Source organism: Micromonospora sp. NPDC049049 (assembly GCF_040649115.1).
Lineage (GTDB): Bacteria > Actinomycetota > Actinomycetes > Mycobacteriales > Micromonosporaceae > Micromonospora.
This window is the reverse complement of record NZ_JBEZEX010000007.1, coordinates 86,955-105,340: the sequence shown is the minus strand read 5'-3', so window position 1 is coordinate 105,340 and position 18,386 is coordinate 86,955. Positions and strand designations below refer to the sequence as shown.

General features: G+C 72.1%; 15 protein-coding genes. 3 read left to right on the top strand and 12 right to left on the bottom strand.

Annotated elements, in window-relative coordinates:
- Nucleotides 1-4: 4 nt before the first annotated feature.
- The 5 genes from AB0B68_RS10175 to AB0B68_RS10155 form a co-directional block, all read right to left on the bottom strand.
- The gene (locus AB0B68_RS10175) at nt 5-1,066 is read right to left on the bottom strand and encodes a hypothetical protein (protein WP_357259098.1); all 1,062 of its coding nucleotides are present in this window, start codon (nt 1,064-1,066) and stop codon (nt 5-7) included.
- Nucleotides 1,067-1,677: 611 nt separating this feature from the next.
- Nucleotides 1,678-2,118, bottom strand: coding sequence for a hypothetical protein (locus AB0B68_RS10170; protein ID WP_357204238.1), 441 nt, complete (start codon nt 2,116-2,118; stop codon nt 1,678-1,680).
- Complete coding sequence (locus tag AB0B68_RS10165; RefSeq protein ID WP_357259094.1) at nt 2,118-6,461, bottom strand: toxin glutamine deamidase domain-containing protein; 4,344 nt, start codon at nt 6,459-6,461, stop codon at nt 2,118-2,120. The genes AB0B68_RS10170 and AB0B68_RS10165 overlap by 1 nt, the downstream gene beginning before the upstream one ends.
- 16 nt (nt 6,462-6,477) lie before the next feature.
- On the bottom strand, nt 6,478-6,810 hold the full coding sequence (locus AB0B68_RS10160; protein ID WP_355005572.1) for a hypothetical protein: 333 nt from the start codon (nt 6,808-6,810) through the stop codon (nt 6,478-6,480).
- The gene (locus AB0B68_RS10155) at nt 6,807-7,304 is read right to left on the bottom strand and encodes a YbaB/EbfC family nucleoid-associated protein (RefSeq protein WP_357204233.1); all 498 of its coding nucleotides are present in this window, start codon (nt 7,302-7,304) and stop codon (nt 6,807-6,809) included. The genes AB0B68_RS10160 and AB0B68_RS10155 overlap by 4 nt, the downstream gene beginning before the upstream one ends.
- 3 nt (nt 7,305-7,307) lie before the next feature.
- On the opposite strand from AB0B68_RS10155, the gene AB0B68_RS10150 reads away from it, so the two are divergent.
- Nucleotides 7,308-8,555 carry an SUKH-3 domain-containing protein gene (locus AB0B68_RS10150; RefSeq protein WP_357204231.1) on the top strand — a complete coding sequence of 416 codons (1,248 nt, stop codon included), beginning with the start codon at nt 7,308-7,310 and terminating at the stop codon, nt 8,553-8,555.
- Here AB0B68_RS10150 and AB0B68_RS10145 read toward each other — a convergent pair.
- Entirely contained in the window at nt 8,552-9,991 is a 1,440-nt protein-coding gene (locus tag AB0B68_RS10145) for an aldehyde dehydrogenase family protein (protein WP_357204229.1), read from the bottom strand. The two genes, AB0B68_RS10150 and AB0B68_RS10145, sit on opposite strands and share 4 nt — an antisense overlap.
- 142 nt (nt 9,992-10,133) lie before the next feature.
- Here AB0B68_RS10145 and AB0B68_RS10140 point away from each other — a divergent pair, with 142 nt between their 5' ends.
- Nucleotides 10,134-11,570, top strand: a complete 1,437-nt coding sequence (locus AB0B68_RS10140) for a gamma-aminobutyraldehyde dehydrogenase (RefSeq protein WP_357204227.1) — start codon at nt 10,134-10,136, stop codon at nt 11,568-11,570.
- Nucleotides 11,571-11,573: 3 nt separating this feature from the next.
- Nucleotides 11,574-12,845 carry a 4-aminobutyrate--2-oxoglutarate transaminase gene (gene gabT, locus AB0B68_RS10135; protein ID WP_357259091.1) on the top strand — a complete coding sequence of 424 codons (1,272 nt, stop codon included), beginning with the start codon at nt 11,574-11,576 and terminating at the stop codon, nt 12,843-12,845.
- An 88-nt stretch (nt 12,846-12,933) separates the two neighbouring features.
- Here gabT and AB0B68_RS10130 read toward each other — a convergent pair whose 3' ends face one another.
- The 6 genes from AB0B68_RS10130 to AB0B68_RS10105 all read right to left on the bottom strand — a co-directional run bounded on the left by AB0B68_RS10130 (nt 12,934) and on the right by AB0B68_RS10105 (nt 18,295).
- Nucleotides 12,934-13,608, bottom strand: a complete 675-nt coding sequence (locus AB0B68_RS10130; protein WP_357259088.1) for a hypothetical protein — start codon at nt 13,606-13,608, stop codon at nt 12,934-12,936.
- A gap of 57 nt (nt 13,609-13,665) precedes the next feature.
- Nucleotides 13,666-14,343, bottom strand: coding sequence for a M15 family metallopeptidase (locus AB0B68_RS10125; RefSeq protein ID WP_357259085.1), 678 nt, complete (start codon nt 14,341-14,343; stop codon nt 13,666-13,668).
- Nucleotides 14,340-15,464, bottom strand: a complete 1,125-nt coding sequence (locus tag AB0B68_RS10120) for a D-alanine--D-alanine ligase family protein (RefSeq protein ID WP_357259082.1) — start codon at nt 15,462-15,464, stop codon at nt 14,340-14,342. Before AB0B68_RS10120 ends, AB0B68_RS10125 begins: the two co-directional genes overlap by 4 nt.
- On the bottom strand, nt 15,461-16,495 hold the full coding sequence (locus AB0B68_RS10115) for a pyridoxal-phosphate dependent enzyme (RefSeq protein WP_357259079.1): 1,035 nt from the start codon (nt 16,493-16,495) through the stop codon (nt 15,461-15,463). Before AB0B68_RS10115 ends, AB0B68_RS10120 begins: the two co-directional genes overlap by 4 nt.
- 73 nt (nt 16,496-16,568) lie before the next feature.
- Nucleotides 16,569-17,633 carry a HAMP domain-containing sensor histidine kinase gene (locus tag AB0B68_RS10110; RefSeq protein ID WP_357205701.1) on the bottom strand — a complete coding sequence of 355 codons (1,065 nt, stop codon included), beginning with the start codon at nt 17,631-17,633 and terminating at the stop codon, nt 16,569-16,571.
- Nucleotides 17,630-18,295, bottom strand: coding sequence for a response regulator transcription factor (locus AB0B68_RS10105; protein ID WP_091394074.1), 666 nt, complete (start codon nt 18,293-18,295; stop codon nt 17,630-17,632). Before AB0B68_RS10105 ends, AB0B68_RS10110 begins: the two co-directional genes overlap by 4 nt.
- Between the last annotated feature and the right edge of the window lie 91 nt (nt 18,296-18,386).

Below are 18,386 nucleotides of genomic sequence, written 5' to 3'. Positions count from 1 at the left end.
CCGCTCAGCCGGGGAGGCGGGGGATGAACACGGTGTGGCCGTCACCGTCGGTGGGCGGGTCACCGGGCTTCGGGCGGCCGTCGGGCCGGCCCGGCATCGGCTGGGTGGCCTCCGGCGCGGGGGTGTCCGGCCGGGCACCGTAAACCCCGCCGGTGGCGGGACGCGGTGACGACACCGCACCACCCCAGGTGGCGGCCGGCGGCTGCTGGCCGTACACCTGACCGGGGCGACCGGGCGCGGCCGGCAACCCACCCCCGGCCCGGTAGGTGGTGCCGCCGGGGTTGCCCGGCAGGGTGTCGGGCGCCTCGTCGGACGGCTTGCGGTCCTGCCGTGAGCGGCGGAACAGCAGCACGATGAGCAGCAGCCCGACCGCCACCAGCACAATGCCGAAGTACATCACCGGCGATCCTCCCCCGGACGACTCGGCGGCGGTCGCCGTGGTGCTCGGCGCCGCGGAGACGCCGCCCTGCGCCGCCGGGTTCACCGCCTCGTCGACGGTCGCGACCTCGGTCGGGCTCGGAGTCGGCGACGGCGTCTTCGACCGCGACGGAGTCGGCGACGGAGTGACCCGCGCTCCGGTCAGCCGCGCCGCATCGGTGGCGCGACCCAGCGTCTGGCCAGAGGCGCTGATGCCCACGCCCGTGACCACGAGACGGCCACCCGGCGAACCCGCCGCGAACGCCACCCGGTAGCGCACCGTGATGCCCTTGCCCTTGCACAGCGTCGGCTTCGAGGGTGACGTCTGCGCTGTCGACACGGTGCCGGTGCCGCCGGTGACGGCCACCGGGAACCAGCGCCCGCCCGCGTTGACCTCGACCGCCACCTGGTTCGGCTGGAGGCCCTGGAGGCTGAAGCCCAGCGCGGTACGCAGCAGGACACACCCGTCGGTGCGCTTGCGCACCGCGACGTTCACCCCCTGCGCGGAACCACCGGCGGCGAAGCTACTGGCCGCGCCCACCCGGACCGAGTCCTGGTCGGCCAGCGCCGGTGACGCACCGAGCATCACCAGGCCGCCCGCAAGACCGCAGACCGCCGCGAGCCGTGCCACGCGTCGACGCACTGTCATGATTACCTCGCCGTTCTCCCCGGGTGGGGTCCGCCGGCCAGGCTACTACCGGCCCACCTGTCCCACCGGTCATAGAGCGCCCCGCATGTGTGCGGCGTTACGGTTTAGCGCCCCTCCCGCCGACCTCCCGACAGCCAGACTGACCAGCCAATCAGCGGGCGCGCTCCGCCTCGGCCAGGGCGTCACGGCACAGCCGGTCAGCGGTGCGGGTGGTCTCCGGCGGCGCGCGCCATGATCCACTCGGCTTCACGGAAGTCGGGTGGTCCCGCCGCCCCGGATGCCCCGACATCAATGAACCGGAGTCGATCACCCTCGACCTGAGGCACCGACGCCATCCCCGGCGGCCCCGCCCTCCTGGGCAGGATCACGGCCGGCCCGGCCCCTGATCGCACCCAGGCCGAGGGCGAAGGCAGTACAGAAGGCGATACCGAAGGCAACGCCACCCTTCGCACCGAACACGGGAATGCCGATCGCCAGACCGATCAGGAGGCCGACCGGCCAGGCCCAGACAGTGGACCTGACGCTCTGCGTACCAGATTTCGCCATGCGTCGATCTTATTCGGCCCCGCGAGGGCCCCGCGGATCGCTCCGACGCTCAGGCAAGCCCACGCCTACTGCGCTCTCCCGATGTCGGGGTCCGCGCCAGGATCGCCGGCCGCGCGAAGCTGCTCCTCGAACATGACGAACGTCCGCTGCCGAATCCCACGAATGAGCGCCTGCTCCTTCGGCGTCAGGTGACGATCCTCGGCCTTCGCCACGTCCCTGACCGCCTGCACCGTCTCGTAGAGAGCGAAGATCGGGCCTTCGCCCTCGAGATAGTGAGCCCGAAATCGCTCCACCTCCTGCACGAAGTCCTCAGGAGAGCGCCGGAATACTTCGCCCCCGATGTCGAAGACGATCTCGCTGAACAACTCGTTCTTCTCCTGCCAAGCGCCAGTGTCGATCGCGACACGCCAAACCCTGGCGCCGCCGTCAGGCGTCTCCACTATTTTCACCGGCGACTGGTAGTACAGGTAGTAGGACGGGAGCACCAGACCTGGCATTTGGGCCATCAAGCGTTCCCCTCGTAAGTCGACTGCAGCGCTTGCCAGAACAGCTGTTGTTCGCGACGGAGGATCCCGTCTGCAATCGCTCGCTCGCGCCTCGTCAACGCTCGACCCTCGATCCGGGCCAAGGCGTCCAGATCGCGGCGCACCTCATACAGCGCATGTTCCCAGACCGCGATCTCGTCGAGCGCTGCCAGGTGCAGGCGAAACTCCGCAAGGTGCCCGTTCCGGGTCCGCAGTACGAGTTGCACATCGCGGTAGCCGCTGTCCTCGGGAGACACGAACCGGTCCTGGCAACTTACGATCATGATGTCAGGGTGGTCGCGTATCCGCCCGAGTGCCGCGTAGAGGTCGTCGAGGTTGCGGAACTCGACCTTCGCGGCGGCCAGGTCGAGCAGCTTGGACGCATCGCCCTGGTGTTTGGCCACCTTGTCCTCAGCTCGACGACGATCCTTGGGCTGGGCACGCCATCCGGGCTCACCGACCCGACGATCACCGACAAGGGCTAGGGACGTCGCCAACTGATTCAGCTCCGCCTGAGCAACAGTTGCTGCCGCATAGAGATCGTCGAGGTAATGCTGCCGGTAGGAGGGGTCAGACTGCCGACGCTTCTCGAATCCCGGTTGGGTAGGTGGATCATCCGGAATCCGGATACTCGCGCTGATCCGCCGCTGGTCGTCCGTCAGTGGCGTTGGCTGTGGTTGATCCACACGATCAGCGGTTCCGGTTGTCTGTCCTGACACCCCGGGCCCCGCGGCTTCCTGCTGGGCGACGTCGTTCAGTACCTCGGCGAGGACGTCGATTGCCTGCTGATGGCTGGCCAGGTGATACAGGGTCAGCGGACGGGACGTCAGCGACGCCGCGAGTTCAGGCGTGGACTGGATCATGCGCGCCAGGTCCGGCTGCTGTACCAACTGCCGCACCAACTGCTCGGCCAGGTCGGGCTCGTTCGGGGGCGGCTCTCGTCGGGCGGCGTCGAGCATGTCCCGGACCCGGTCGTCGGCGAACAGTCGCACGAGATCCCGCGCCGACGCTTCGTCCAGGCCCGGAACCAGACGACGAAGGGTGGGGCTGTCGACCGCCGTCGCGAACTCCACGGGAGTCATCCCCGCCGCGAAAACGTCGTCCAGGCTGTTGGCCGACAGAACGGCGCGGGCACTACCGCCATCCGGTGTGGCGCTCGCTGGAACGTCAGCGTCGGGCGACGGCGGGGCCGAGCCTGGGCCGTCGAGGAGCAGGTACATCCGGTTGATGTACGGGTCGCCGTGGCCGCCGTCGTCGCGCGTCGGCGGGTGATCCGGCAGGTCGGGCCGTTCGCTGAACCGGCCCCGGGGCAGTCCGCCGAGCGGCATCGGTCGGCCGTCTCCGCTCAGCACCAGCGCGTCGATGCCGACCACGTCGGGGTAGAGCGGCCGGTCCCGGACCACGCCGTTCTGTGGGTCCACGTAGAGCACTGTGCCGTTCTGGTTGAGCGCCACCCAGGCGTGCGAACCGCCGTGCGCCCACTCGGTGACCAGGAACGAGTAGCTGCCGTGCCCGCCCAGCAGCAGTTGGTCGTGCAGGTTGCGGTAGCCCCGGTCGGCGGCCTGCCGCGCCTGTGCGGAGTCCGTGCGTTGGCCGGACGCCGGGGCGAGGAGTTTCTGGAAGCGCCCGCCGGTCACGTCCTCCACCCGGCCCGGGCCGCCCGCCTCGCCACGGATGGGGCGTCGGATGTCACCGTCGAGGTAGCCGTCGAAGGTTCGTGGCGCCGACACGCGGGGGCGCCCGTGCACCCATGTCTCGAACAGCGACAGTGTGCAGTCCAGGCAGTTGATGCCCCGGGTGGCGTCGGCCGCGGGACCGCCGTCGTTGAGCAGCCCGAACCAGCCGCCGTGTCGGGGGTCGGCGGTGCGGGTGACGGTGCCGTCCGGTCCACGGGGCATCTGTCGTTCGACGTCGACCTGGTGCAGGGCGAGCGGTGGCCGGAGTCCTCCGGGCTGCCCGTACGGCCGGGAGTCGTCGATCGGCGGCGGATCGTCGTCGCCGGTGAGCATGGACGGGCCGGTGGTCTCCACCGCGCCGAGCGCGAGCGCGCCCACGTCCCGGTTGGCGTGTTCGAAGGTGGCGCTGATGTCCACGACCGGCGGGGCCGTGGTGCCGGCCAGCACCGCGTCTGCCAGGTCACGCCATTCGGAGTACGCGCGTGCTTCCTCGTTCGCGGCGCGCTGCCAGCCGTCGGCCCACTGCCGGTTGCCGGCCTGGTGCAGCTGACGGGCGTAGGTGGCGTACTCGACGGCTCGGCGATCGTGCTCCACGGCACGGGTGCGCAGTCGGGCGGCCTCGGACTGCCGGCGGTTGTTCTCGAACCCGATCCGCAGCGATTCGTAGTGGTCCTGGTAGCGCCGCCGCTCGGCGGCTTCCGCCGCTGCGGCCCACTGCGCCGCGTACGCGTCGTTGGTTTCGGGCTCGCGCACCGACGGGGCACCGAACGCGGCCACGTCGACGGGGATCGACGCCCTTCCCCGGGCGGGATGGTCGGGTGCCCGCACCGGTGCGGGCGTCTGCCGGGTCGGGACACGCGCCGGCACGGTGAATCGACCCACCACCGGCGGGGTGGAGGCGACCGGCAGCGGCCCGTTGGCGGTCGTCTGGGTGCCGTAGGTGATCGGTGCCGCCGGGCCTGGGGTCATCGTTGGTGCGGAGGGGCCGGTCGCCGGAGGCCAGGCGGTCGGTCCGGAGGTGGTGACGTGCGGGGAACTGCCGGGCTGAACCGGCGGCACACCGGTGGCAGCCGGCCCGCTGCCCGATTCGAGGGGACCGACCACGGGCGCGGACGCCGACGAAAGCCTCGGATCAGCACCCACCACAGATTGACTCGGATCACCTACCGCAGACGTGGCCGGGTTGGTGGTCGTCGCCGACAGCACGGGGTCGGCCGTGACCGGGTGCGGGACGCCCGATCTGTCGCCGAACGACCCACCCGTCTCGGAGGCGCCCGCCGCACTGTGCACCGCGTCCACGTCGGACAGCGCGCCAACCGGTGTCGGGGACGACGTGTGCGCGTCGGGCGCGACCGGAGACGCCGGCCCGGCTCCTCGTGACTGCTCGACAACCGGTGGTGTCGGCGCAGCCACCTGGTCCGGTGGAGTGGTCGCGACAGCCTCCGTCGCCTGCATCGGAACGCCCGCAGCAGTCACCGGACCACCCGAAGCCACACCACCGACAGCCCCCGCGGAAGGAGCACTCGCGGCAGACGAGACCCCGAAGGAGGGAGCCGCTCCGGTAGCGGCCGCATCTCCCGCGACGGGCAACACGGGCGGAAGGGAGGGGCCCGTGAAGGATGCTCCGGCGAGGGCGTTGGCCTGCGCGTCGAGCCGGGCGCGTAGCGCGTGGTCGGTCTGCCCGGTCGCCGAGCCGGTGGCCCCGGACGCGGCGGCGCGCGCCACGTCCTCCATCGAGGTCAGGCCCTGACCGGTGGCCAGGCTCGCCGCGCTGTCGGCGAGCACCTCGCCGGTCATCTCCCGCCCCAGGTGCTCCCCGACCTTCGCCGCCCGCCCGGTGGCGTGCCGGCCCAGGCCGGCCAGCGGTGCCACCGCCCCGCCGGCCAACCCGCCCACCGCCGACGCGCCGAGATCGGTCAGGTCCAGGCCGTGTGCCCGCCCGCTGGAGTTCTGGTACGCCTGGGTGGCCAGGGTGACCCCGGCCTCCTCGGTGGCCTCCTCCAGCCCGCCCCGGGCGGCCCGCTTGGCGAGCCCGCGTGCACCGCCTCGGGCGACCTCCTTGGCGGCCCGCTCGCCGGCCTCCTTGAGCCCGTGCTTGAGGGACTTGCTGGCCAGTTGGCCCATCAGCCGCTTGAAGATCTGTTGAACCAGCAGCCGGGTCGCGGTGATCGCCACGCCGGCGGCCGGGGTTGCCGCACCGGCGGTCAGCACCGCCGCCACCGCAACGGTGAGCAACTCGATAACAAGAATGCCCAGCTCGATCCAGACTTCCAGCTTGGCGCCCTCGATGTCGCAACCGCACTCCTCGACCAGTCGGCCCAGGTCGGCCGTGACCGCGAGCAGCACGGGCAGCGGAGCGTCGGCGCCCTCGGCGATCCCCCGCCAGGCCGCCTCGAACGCCGCGTCGACAGCTCCGACGCCGCCGTACCCGTTGTGCACCTCGACGGCGGCCGTGGCGGCGTCGGCGTGCGGGCCGGCGAGCACGGAGGCAACCGAGTACCACTGGTCGGCGACGTCCCAGACGGCCCGCTCGTTGCCGTCCGGCCACTGCACGCCGACCACCCAGTCGAGGGCCTCGTAGATCCAGCCGGGCACGTCCCACGGCGCGTGGTCCAGGGGGTGCGGGATGGGGCTCGGCAGCACGCTCATCTCAGCTCGTCGGCCGTCAGCGCCGGTCGGCGGCCCGGCCGACCCGGGCGGCGTTGGCCCCGTCGGTCTGCACGCTCGCGTCGACCGCCTCGACCACGTCGCTGCCCAGCTCGGTGAGCCGGTGCCCGACGCCGGCCCAGGCCCGCAGCACGGTCTGCTCGAACCCGCGGTAGTTGCGCTCGAAGGCGGCGCCGATGTCGTCGCGACCCCAGGGCCGGGCACCGCTGGCGGCTTCGATCGCGCCCCCCTCCGCCGCACGACGGGCCGTCACCGCCTCGCCGGCGAGCGCCAGGTCGGCACCGCCCCGGCGGGCCCGGGACGGATCAAGCCAGAGCTGCCCGTCGGTCATGGCTTCGCCTCACCTGTGCCGAGGACGGCGTCGGCCCGACCGAGCAAAGTGGCGTAATCGCCGGTCTTGAGGAAGTCCGTCGCCCCGGAGCCGGCCGGCATGCTCTCGGCGACGAGGTCGCGGGTGGCGTCGGCGGCGGCGGTCGCGGCGGCCCGGATCGTCTCGGTGACCTTTCGGCCGAGCGCGTCAGCGTCGCGGTCCCGGTAGATGGCCGGCGTCAGCTCGACCTCGATCACCTGGCCCTGAGCGCCAACTGTCGCCGTCACCTGCCCGTCGGCCGACCGGCGGGTCACCCGCAGCGCGGCGAGTCGCGTCTGGAGGGTGTCCAAACCGGATCTGAGCTGCTGGTATTGCCCATAAACGTCGTCGAATCGGGCCCGTAGCTCGCGATTGACGCTCCGGTCCGCCTGTTCCCCCACCGCCGCCCTCCCGTCACCGTCGGTAGAGCGAAACAATACCGGCCGCCATCGATCCGCGTAGTCCGGTAGTTTCATAGCGTGATCGACCGTCAACAGGCCGAGCAGCTCGCCGCCACCTGGGCCCGCCGTGACTCGCAGCGTCTCGGTCACGAGTGCACTGCGATGGTCGACGAGTTCGACCTGGGGTGGGTCATCACGTCCGTCGTGCCCACCGAGGTGCCCACGGTGCCGGGTGACCTGCCGACGACGGTCATCGACAAGCAGACCGGCACTGTCACCACCTGGCCCCGGGTGCCGAGCGCTGTGGTGGCGGAGCTCTACCGGCGTAGCCGGCCCTCCGGGCCGACAGCCCTCCGCACTCTCGACCCGTCGAGCCTGCTGGTCCGGGAGATCCATCGGGGTGCCACCCCGAACACCGCCGCGCACCTGACCATCGACGGACGGATCTGGACGGCCCAGGGCACGAAGGCCGACGTGCCACTCAACCATCACCCGCTGGTCCGCGACTATCTCGACCAACTGCCGCCCGGCGAGTTGGTGCGCGGCGGGGCGTCTCACGCCGAGCTGATCGTGGTCTCCGACGTCCTGCACGAGTACGACCACCGCCGCGCCGCCGAGGGCATCGCGCCGATGGGGCGGGCCGAGGCAGCGGCGCTGCTGGAAAGGGCCCGCTTCGAGATCTTCCGGGTCCGCGAGCCGGGCGACCCCGCTGGCGGGCCCGCCGAACGGCCCTGCGACTCGTGCATCTCCTTCCTGGTCCGGGCGAACGTCCTCCCTGAGTCGGCTCGCGCCTGGACCGAAACCTGGAACGCGCCGCAGGCACCCGACCCCGATCCTGGGCGGTTCCCGGCGGAGGTCGCGAACGCGCTGGTCGCGGCCGGTTGGCAGCCACACATCGGGGATCAGATCATGGCCTCCGCCGCCGTCCGGGACGTCACGTCGGTGCCGGGGCGCAACCATCGGCACGAGGTCTTTCCCGCCGCGGTGGAGGCGCTCACCGCGTTCCCCAGTCTGGTCGGTGCGCGACGCGGCCGGGGCGAGCAGGTGTGGATCTCCCGTTTCGACATCCGCCCGCACACCGTCGCGCACACCGCCGACACCCTCGCGGACTTCGGCGCGGTGCTGGGCGTACGCCTCTTTCCGATCGGCACCGAGCAGCAGGACAGCATTCTGGCGGTGGACGAGCGCGGCCGGGTCTTCGCGCTCGACCAGTCCGGCGAGTGGTTCCTCGGCGACACCATCGACGCCGCGCTGACCACCCTGCTGCTCGGCCGCGCACCCGCCCGGGTGCGCGACGACGGCACCTGGCCGGCCGACCCGAGTTAGAGCGTGAGGCCGGTCAGCACCATGACCCGGGCCTCGGTGTAGTCGTCCATCGCGCTGCGCAGCCCTTCCCGGCCGACGCCGCTGCCCTTCACTCCGCCGTAGGGCATCTGGTCGGCGCGGTACGACGGCACGTCACCGATGATCACTCCGCCCACTTCCAGCGCGCGGGCGGCGGCGAAGGCCACGTCCAGACGTCGTGTAAAGACGCCGGCCTGCAAGCCGTACGCCGAGTCGTTGACAGCTGCGAACGCGGCCTGGTCGTCGGCGACCGGGGTGACCACCAGCACCGGCCCGAACACCTCCTCGGCCACGACCTTGGCGTTCGCCGGCACGCCGGTGAGCACGGTCGGGGGGTAGGTCGCGCCGTCGCGGAGGCCGCCCACCTCGACGGTGCCGCCGGCGGCGACCGCCTCGGCCACCCACGTCTCGACCCGGCGGGCCGCGTCCTCGGACACCATCGGCCCGACGTCCGTCAGCTCGGACGCGGGGTCTCCGGTCCGGAGCCTCCGCACGGCCGCCACCAGCCGGGGCAGGAAGTCGGCGTGCAGGGCGTGGTGCACGTACACCCGCTGGACGGCGATGCACGACTGGCCGGCCTGGTAGTTGGCGAACGTCGCGATGCGCTGCGCGGCGAAGTCCAGGTCCTCGTCGGCGGTCCAGTCCGCGCAGAGCACCGCGGCGGCGTTGCCGCCCAACTCCAGCGTCACGTGCTTCTGCGGCGCGGCGCGGCGGATGGCCGCGCCGACCGGCCCGGAGCCGGTGAACGACACCACGGGTAGCCGGGGTTCGGTGACCAGTTCGGCGGCGCGGTCGTTGGGCAGCGGCAGCACCGAGAACATCCCGGCCGGGAGGTCGGTCTCGGCTAGCAGCTCGCCGAGCAGCAGCGCGGTCAGGGGCGTCGCGGGCGCGGGTTTGACGATGATCGGCGCGCCGACGGCGATGGCCGGCGCCACCTTGTGGGCGACGAGGTTGAGCGGGAAATTGAACGGCGTGATGCCCAGCACCGGCCCGCGCGGCACCCTGCGGACCAGGGCGATCCGCCCCTCGGCGGCCGGGTCGGTGTCGAGTCGTTGCAACTCGCCGGAGAAGCGGCGGGCCTCCTCGGCGGCCCACCGGAAGGTCGACACCGCACGCCCGACCTCGGCGCGGGCCCACTTGAGCGGCTTGCCGTTCTCCGCGGTGATCAGGGCGGCGATCTCGCCCGCGCGCTCGGCGAGCCGCCGGGACACGTGGTCGAGGGCCGCCGCGCGGGCGTGCGCGGGCAGGGCCGCGGCCTGCGCGGCCACACCGGCCGCCGCGGCGACGGCGGCGTCGACCTGGTCGGGCGTGGCGAGTGTGGTACGCCCCACCGGGCGGCCGTCGTACGGGTGGTGGACTGTCACCTCACCCTCGCCGGTGGCGGGGCGGGAGGCGACGAAGATGGGTACGGGCTCCACGCGGAGCAGAGTAGCCGAGCGACCAGCCGACGGAAACAGTCGCGATAACCCTTGTCTGCCGCGAATTCAGTAGCGAAGATGGCAGAGAGATTGCGATAAACGCCGCAGAACCGCGCCCCCGGCCCCCTCGGAGTGATCCCTCATGAGTGACCAGCAGCAGCTGCGCAACTTCGTCAACGGCTCCTACGTCGACCCGTCCGATGGCGGTTACGCCGACCTGGTCGACCCCTGCACGGGTGAGGTGTTCGCCCAGGCCCCGGTCTCCGGCGCCGCCGACGTGGACGCGGCGATGAACGCCGCCGCCACCGCCTTCGAGAGTTGGCGGGAGGTCACCCCGGCCGAGCGGCAGCGGGCACTGCTCAAGCTCGCCGACGCCGTGGAGGCGCGCGCCGCCGAGCTGGTCGACGCCGAGGTGCGCAACACCGGCAAGCCCCGCCAGCTCACCGCCGAGGAGGAGCTTCCCCCGGCGGTGGACCAGTTCCGGTTCTTCGCCGGCGCCGCCCGGATGTTGGAGGGGCGGTCCGCCGGGGAGTATCTGGCCGGGCACACCTCCTACGTGCGGCGTGAGCCGATCGGCGTCTGCGCGCAGGTCACCCCCTGGAACTACCCGCTGATGATGGCGGTCTGGAAGATCGCCCCCGCGCTCGCCGCCGGCAACACAGTGGTGCTCAAGCCGTCGGACACCACCCCGGTGTCGACGCTGCTGCTCGCCGAGATCGCCGCCGAGTTCTTCCCACCGGGGGTGTTCAACGTGGTCTGCGGCGACCGGGACACCGGTCGTACCCTCGTGTCGCACCCGACCCCGCAGCTGGTGTCGATCACCGGCTCGACCCGCGCGGGCATGGAGGTGGCCGCCGCGGCGGCCCCTGACCTGAAGCGCACGCACCTGGAGTTGGGCGGCAAGGCCCCGGTGGTGATCTTCGACGACGCGGACGTGGCGGCGGCCGCCGAGGCCATCGCGATGGGCGGCTACTTCAACGCCGGGCAGGACTGCACGGCGGCTACCCGGGTGCTGGCCGGCCCCGGCGTCCACGACGACTTCGTGGCGGCGCTCGCCGAGCAGGCCCGCAACACGAAGACTGGCGCACCGGACGACGCCGACGTGCTCTACGGCCCCCTGAACAACGCCAACCAGCTCACCCGGGTCAGCGGTTTCGTGGACCGCCTGCCGGACCACGCGGCGATCCAGACCGGCGGGTCCCGGCAGGGCGAACGCGGCTACTTCTACGCGCCGACAGTGGTCTCCGGGCTGCGTCAGGCCGACGAGATCATCCAGGACGAGGTGTTCGGGCCGGTCATCACCGTGCAGCGCTTCTCCGACGAGGACGAGGCGGTGCGCTGGGCCAACGGCGTCGACTACGGCCTGTCCGCGTCGGTCTGGACGCGCGACCACGGCCGGGCCATGCGGATGACCCGTCGACTCGACTTCGGCTGCGTCTGGGTCAACACGCACATCCCGTTCGTCTCCGAGATGCCGCACGGTGGCTTCAAGCACTCCGGGCACGGCAAGGACCTCTCGGTCTACAGCCTGGAGGACTACACCCGGATCAAGCACGTCATGCACAACCTGGGCAGCTGAGCCATGCCGTCGAGCGAGGAGCTGCACAAGCGGCGCGTCGACGCCGTGGCCCGAGGTGTCGGCAGTGTGATCCCGTCCTACGTGGACAGTGCGTCCGGCGGGACGATCACCGACGTGGACGGCCGGGAGTGGATCGACTTCGCCGCCGGCATCGCCGTGACCAGCGTGGGCAACTCGGCCCCGAGGGTGGTCGAGGCGGTCCGGGCGCAGGTGGAGCGGTTCACCCACACCTGCTTCATGGTCGCGCCGTACGAGTCGTACGTGGCGGTCTGCGAGCAGCTCAACGCGGTGACGCCCGGCGGGTTCGCGAAGCGCTCGGCGTTGTTCAACTCCGGCGCGGAGGCGGTGGAGAACGCCGTCAAGGTCGCCCGACACGCCACCGGACGGCCGGCGGTCGTGGTGTTCGACCACGCGTACCACGGCCGGACCAACCTGACCATGGCGTTGACCGCGAAGAACATGCCGTACAAGCACCGGTTCGGGCCGTTCGCCGGGGAAATCTACCGGGTGCCGATGTCGTACCCGCTGCGTGATGGTGGGCTCTCCGGCGCGGAGGCGGCGGCCCGGGCGATCGAGATGATCGAGAAGCAGGTCGGCGCGGAGAACGTCGCCGCGCTGCTCATCGAGCCGATCCAGGGCGAGGGTGGCTTCGTCGTACCCGCGCCGGGTTTCCTGCCCGCGCTGAGCGCGTGGGCGACGGCGGCCGGGGTGGTCTTCGTCGCCGACGAGATCCAGACCGGTTTCTGCCGTACCGGTGACTGGTTCGCCTGTCAGCACGAGGGCGTCGAACCCGACCTGGTGACCCTGGCCAAGGGCATCGCCGGTGGTCTGCCGCTGGCCGCGCTGACCGGTCGGGCCGAGCTGATGGACGCGGTGCACGTCGGTGGGCTCGGCGGCACGTACGGCGGCAACCCGATCGCCTGCGCCGCCGCGCTGGCCACCATCGAGACCATGCGCGAGCTGGATCTGGCCGGTGCGGCCCGACGGATCGAGTCGGTGCTGGTCCCCCGGCTACGGGCCATCGCCGAGCGGGATCCCCGGGTCGCCGAGGTACGCGGCCGCGGCGCGATGCTCGCCGTGGAGCTGGTGCTGCCGGGCACCCTCACCCCCGACCCGGCCGCCACGGCGGCGATCTCGGCGGCCTGTCACGCCGCCGGCCTGCTCACACTGACCTGCGGCACGTACGGCAACGTGCTGCGCTTCCTGCCCCCGCTGGTGATCTCCGACGGGCACCTCAACCGAGGCGCGGACATCCTGGACGCCACCTTCGACTGAGCGGGCAGGGGCACGCCGCGGCTGAGCGGGCAGGGGCACGCCGCGACCGAGCGGGCAGGGGCCCGGTGTGCGGGCCCCTGCCCCGATGTCAGCGAAGCACCTCGACGGTGTTGCGGCGCACCAGGTTCTTGCCCGGCTCGCGGATCTGCTCCATGGCGGCGGAGTTGAGCAGCACGCAGCTACCCGACGGGCCGGTGATCGTCACAGTCGTCGCCCGGTTGTTGTCCAGGTTGGTCACCCGCAGCCGGGTGCCCACCGGGAACTGCCCACTGGTCGCCGCCGGACCGGCGGCCTCCTCGAAGAAGGTGATCGCCCCGGAGCACACCGACTGGGGCGCCGGGCCGGGCACGCCGGGAGACGCGACGCCGGGACGGACCGTGCCGGGGGCCGGAGCGCCGGCGGGCGGGGCCGCGCCGTCGACGCGTTCCACCACGTTGCGGCGGATCACGTTCTTGCCGGGCTCGCGGACCAGCTCCATGGCAGCGGCGTTGAGCAGCACGCAACTGCCCGACGGGCCGGTCACCGTCACAGTGGCCGCCCGGTTGTTGTCCAGGTTGGTCACCCGCAGCCGGGTCCCCACCGGGAACCGGTCGCTGGTCGCCGCCGGCGCCCCGCCCTCCGCGGAGAAGGTGACCGAACCGGAGCAGACCGACGACCGTGCCGGGGCCGTGTCGGCGAACCCGAAGCTGGTCCCCACCGACACGCCCACCGCGGCGAGCACCGCCACACTCGCTGCCAGCACGTGCCTGCGCTGCACCCTCATCGCCGTCACTCCCGTCCTCGGTGGTGTTCTTCACCCACCGGTACGGACCGGAGCGTCCTACCGTTCAGCCGGCACGGGTATCGATCGTGCGGCGGCCAGGTCCACCGGCCCGTACCGGGTGCTCGGGGCCCTGGTGATCAGCGCCCAGTAACGGTCGCCGTACGACCAGTGCCACCACTCGGTCGGGTAGTTGACCATCCCCGCGCCGCCGAGGGCGTCCACCATGATCTGCCGGTGCCGGCGGGCGGCACCCCCGATCGTCGGCGCGTCGGTGAAGCAGGCGTCGGCGCTGTCCTCCGGTGTGGCGTCGATGGCAGTGCCCAGGTCCAGCTCCACACCGTCGTCGGTGCAGAGCGTCAGGTCCACCGCGCCACCCGTGCTGTGCGGGGCCACCTCGACCGGTGACACGAACTTCGTGGTCTCCCGGTGCAGCCGCTGCGGCGACCAGTCCGGGTGCCGCCGGCGCAGCTCGTCGCGGTAGCCGGTGAAGATGGCCAGTTGCGCCTGGTACGGCCGGTAGCCCTCGACCACCAGCAGCCGCAGCCCACCGGGCAGGGCACGCTGCGCGGCAAGCAGGCGGTCCACGACACCCGCGCGCAAGCGGGCGTACGCCCCGGCCGGGTCGGCCGCCCGGCCGTCGAGCCGCAACTCCGGCAACTCACGCAGGTCGACGAACTCCTCGCCGTCGTCGGCGCTGGGCACCGCCGCCACCCGGGGGTCGGAGAGCAGGATCATCGGATGCTCCCCGGCGTGCCCACCGACCGTTCCGCATGGCGGACCCGGGCCAACTCGACGAGCCGGTCCACCACCTCCCGGTAGCCGACCCCGACGGCGGCCCACACCTTCGGGTACATCGAGTGCGCGGTGAAGCCGGGCATCGTGTTCAGCTCGTTGACGTAGAGCTCACCGGCGTCGTAGAAGAAGTCGACCCGGGCCAGACCCCAACCGCCGATCGCGGCGAACGCGCGCAGCGACAGCTCGCGGACCCGCGCGGTCACCTCGTCCGGCAGCACGGCGGGAACGATCATCGGGTCGGCGTCGCCGAAGTACTTCTGCTGGTAGTCGAACCAGCCACCGCTGACCTGCACCTCGCCCACCGCCGACGCCTCGGGACGCCAGCCACCGAGCACCGCGCACTCCAACTCCCGGCCGACGACCCCCTGCTCCACAATGACGAGTTGGTCGTGGCGAAGCGCCTCCTCCACGGCGGCGGCCAGGTCGTCACCCTCGTCGACGCGGGAGATGCCGATCGACGAGCCCATGCTGGCCGGCTTGACGAACAGCGGCCGGCTCAGCCCGGTCACCAACTTCTCCGGGTCGTCGACCTCCCGGTAGGTGTGCGCGTCGAACGACACGTACGGGGTGACGGGGATGCCCTCGGCGCGCAGCGCCCGCTTCATCGCCACCTTGTTCATACCGACCGCCGAGGCGAGGATCCCGCACCCGACGTACGGCACGTTCAGTGACTCCAGCAGCCCCTGCACCACACCGTCCTCGCCGTACGGGCCGTGCAGCACCGGGAAGACCACGTCCAGCTCGGCGTGCACCGCGCCGGGGGCGTTACCGGCGGAAACCTGTACGACACCCCCACGCGGACCGGCCCGCAACTCGACGGCCGGCCCGGTCACCACCAACTGGTCGTCGATGGCCCGCTCGCCGGCCGGTCGGTCGCGCAACTCGGCCAGCAGCGCGTCGGGCATCAGCCGGAAGCCGCCGCTGCGGGTGACACCGATGGCCACAGTGCGGTAGCCGCCACCGGCGAGCGCCCGGGCCACCCCGAGCGCGGAGGCGCAGGAAACCTCGTGCTCCGCCGACGGCCCGCCGAACAGGATCCCGATCCGAACTGGCGCGCTCACGCCGCCACCCCTTCCTCAGCCAGGTCGGCCGATCGCGGGGCCATCAACCGGGCCACCAGCGCCGCCTCCACGTTCCCGCCGGTCAGCACCACGCCAACCGTCCGCTGCCGGTCGCTGTCCGACGCCCTTCGCCTTCCGCCGTCCGGGGGAAGGCGGAGGGCGCCGGCCAGGCCCGCCGCCCCGGAGGGTTCGGCGACCACCTTGAGCTCCGTCAGGATCAGCCGGAACGCCGCCGCGATCTCGTCGTCGTCGACCCGGACGACCCCACGCAGCGTGTCCCGCACGATGGCGAACGGCAGCTCCCCCACGCAGGACGGCCGCAGCCCGTCCGCGATGGTGGTCGCCGGCGCTACCGGCACGCGCACACCTGCCTCCAGGCTGCGGGCGAGCGAGTCGCAACCCACCGGCTCCACGCCGTACACCTCGATGCCGGAGCCGGCGGCGGCCAGGCACGCTCCGGCAACCCCGCCACCACCACCCACCGGTACGACCAACGCGTCCAACGGCGTCCCCGCGCGCTCGGCGTCCTCGATCAGCTCCAGGCTCGCGGTGCCCTGCCCGGCGATCACGTCCGGGTGGTCGTACGCGTCGACGACGGGATGACCGCTCTCGTCGCTGAGCCCGTTGGCCACCGCCACCCGCTCCTCGACGCTGGTGCCGGCGAACACCACCCGCGCCCCCGCCGCGCGCGCCCGGTCGACCTTCGTCGACGCGGCGTCGACCGGCAGCACCACTGTCGCCGCGAGCCCGTGCTGCCGGGCCGCCAACGCCACCGCCACCGCGTGGTTGCCGGTGCTCTGCGCGATCACCCCGGTGTGTCCGGAAACCGCGAGGCGGCCGACCGCACGCAGCGCACCCCGCATCTTGTACGAGCCGCCGTGCTGGAGGTTCTCCGCCTTGAGCAGCACCCGTGCCCCGGCAAGCTCGTCGATCACCGGGGAGCGCAGCACGGGGGTGCGGACCACGTGGCCGGCCAGCCAGCGGCTGGCCTCCTCGACATCGGCCCGGACCTGACCAACTGTGCCTGTCATCGTCTCTCCTTTTCGGGCACGCCACAGGCAGGGTCCAGCGGTACGTGGACCCCGGTGACTGTGGGTGGAAGTGTCAGTTCAAGGTGGGTAGCTGGACGTCGACCCGCAGGCCGCCGTACTCGGCGGGCCGGGCCGCGATGATGCCGTCGTGGGCCTGGGTGATCGAACGGGCGATGGCCAGGCCCAGCCCGGCCCCACCGCCCTGCGAGGTCCGGTCCCGGGCGAGCCGGCGGAACGGCTCGAACAGACCGGCGACCGCCTCGGCCGGCACGGGCTGACCGGTGTTGACCACTGACAGCGCCGGCACGCCGCTCACCACGACGGTCAGCGAGCCGCCCGGCCTGTTGTACTTGATCCCGTTCTCCACCAGGTTGGTAACCAGTCGTTCCAGCAGCACCCGCTCGCCGACGACCACCCGGGGTTCGAGATGGGTCTCCACGGTGACGCCGGCCTCCCGGGCCCGGTCCAGGTAACCGGCCAGCACCGCCTCGACGATCGCGTCCAACCGCTGCGGTATCCGCGAACGGAGACCCTGGTCGCTCTCGCTGAGCGCGAGCAGGCCCTCGATCAGTCGTTCGTTGCGCTCGTTGGTCTCCAGCAGCTGACTGGTCAGCAACTCCAACTGCTCGCCGGTGAGCGCCCTGGCCATACCGACCTCGATGAGCGTCCGCTGCACGGCGAGGGGCGTACGCAGCTCGTGCGAGGCGTTCGCGGCGAACCGCCGCTGCCCCTCGTACCCGGCGGAGACGCGTTCCATCATCTCGTCGATCGCCCTCGACAGCCGGGCCAACTCGTCGCCGCCCCGGGGCCGGATCCGGTGACCGAGGTTCTGCGGGCCGAGCTGCCCGATCGGCCCGGCCAGGTCAGCGACCGGGCGCAGGCACCACGCCGCGGCGAACCAGAGCCCCACCAGGACGGCGAGGGTCACGAGCAGGACGGCCACCAGGGGCAGCATGAACGCCCCCGGCCGTACGTTGCGACACACCGCCGACATCCCCGGCACGGGCAGGTCACAGAACTGCTGCCCCCAGTTCCAGGTCACCCCCGACAGCCACTTGCCCATCGCCGGCAGTACCGGGCCGGCCAGCAGCGCCAACAGCCCCACCAGCAGCACCCGACGTCGGGGCGTCCAGCTCACGCCGTGCCGCCGATGCGGTAGCCGGCCTTCGGGACGGTATGGATGATCGCGGGATCGCCGAGTTTCTTGCGCAGCGTCATCACGGTGACCCGTACGGCGTTGGTGAACGGGTCGGCGAACTCGTCCCAGGCCTGCTCCAGCAACTCCTCGGCGCTGACCACCTGGCCGTCCGCGCGCAGCAGCACGTGCAGCACCGCGAACTCCTTGGGGCTCAACGCGAGAGGGCGACCGTCCCGGGTGGCCAGGTGCCGACCCACGTCCAGGGCCAGACCGTCCTGGGCGAGCACCGGTGGCAGCGCCGGCGTCGACCGTCGCCCGAGGGCCTGCACCCGGGCCACCAACTCGGCGAAGGCGAACGGCTTGGTCAGGTAGTCGTCCGCGCCGAGGCCGAGGCCCTCCACCCGGTCCCGGATGCCCGCCGCCGCAGTGAGCAGCAGCACCCGGGTGCCCACCTGCGAGTCGGCGATGCTGCGGCACACCTCGTCGCCGGTGTGTCCGGGCATGTCCCGGTCCAGCACCGCCACGTCGTACCGGTTCACCCCGACCCGCTCCAGCGCACCGTCACCGTCGTAGCAGACGTCCACGGCCATCGAGAGGCGGCGCAGCCCTTCGGCCACCGTGTCCGCCAACAACCGCTCGTCGTCCGCCACCAGCACCCGCACGTTTTCCCGCTCCCCCAGTTCGGCTTGCCCGGCATACCGTCGCAGGCCCGGGTTAAGGGTTCTGTAAGCACCCGCCGCAGCCATCCTCCAC

Coding starts and splice junctions, on each gene's coding strand:
- AB0B68_RS10175 (WP_357259098.1), bottom strand. CDS start 1,066: ATGACAGTGCGTCGACGCGTGGCACGGCTCGCGGCGGTCTGCGGTCTT.
- AB0B68_RS10170 (WP_357204238.1), bottom strand. CDS start 2,118: ATGGCCCAAATGCCAGGTCTGGTGCTCCCGTCCTACTACCTGTACTAC.
- AB0B68_RS10165 (WP_357259094.1), bottom strand. CDS start 6,461: ATGAGCGTGCTGCCGAGCCCCATCCCGCACCCCCTGGACCACGCGCCG.
- AB0B68_RS10160 (WP_355005572.1), bottom strand. CDS start 6,810: ATGACCGACGGGCAGCTCTGGCTTGATCCGTCCCGGGCCCGCCGGGGC.
- AB0B68_RS10155 (WP_357204233.1), bottom strand. CDS start 7,304: ATGAAACTACCGGACTACGCGGATCGATGGCGGCCGGTATTGTTTCGC.
- AB0B68_RS10140 (WP_357204227.1), top strand. CDS start 10,134: ATGAGTGACCAGCAGCAGCTGCGCAACTTCGTCAACGGCTCCTACGTC.
- gabT (WP_357259091.1), top strand. CDS start 11,574: ATGCCGTCGAGCGAGGAGCTGCACAAGCGGCGCGTCGACGCCGTGGCC.
- AB0B68_RS10130 (WP_357259088.1), bottom strand. CDS start 13,608: ATGAGGGTGCAGCGCAGGCACGTGCTGGCAGCGAGTGTGGCGGTGCTC.
- AB0B68_RS10125 (WP_357259085.1), bottom strand. CDS start 14,343: ATGATCCTGCTCTCCGACCCCCGGGTGGCGGCGGTGCCCAGCGCCGAC.
- AB0B68_RS10115 (WP_357259079.1), bottom strand. CDS start 16,495: ATGACAGGCACAGTTGGTCAGGTCCGGGCCGATGTCGAGGAGGCCAGC.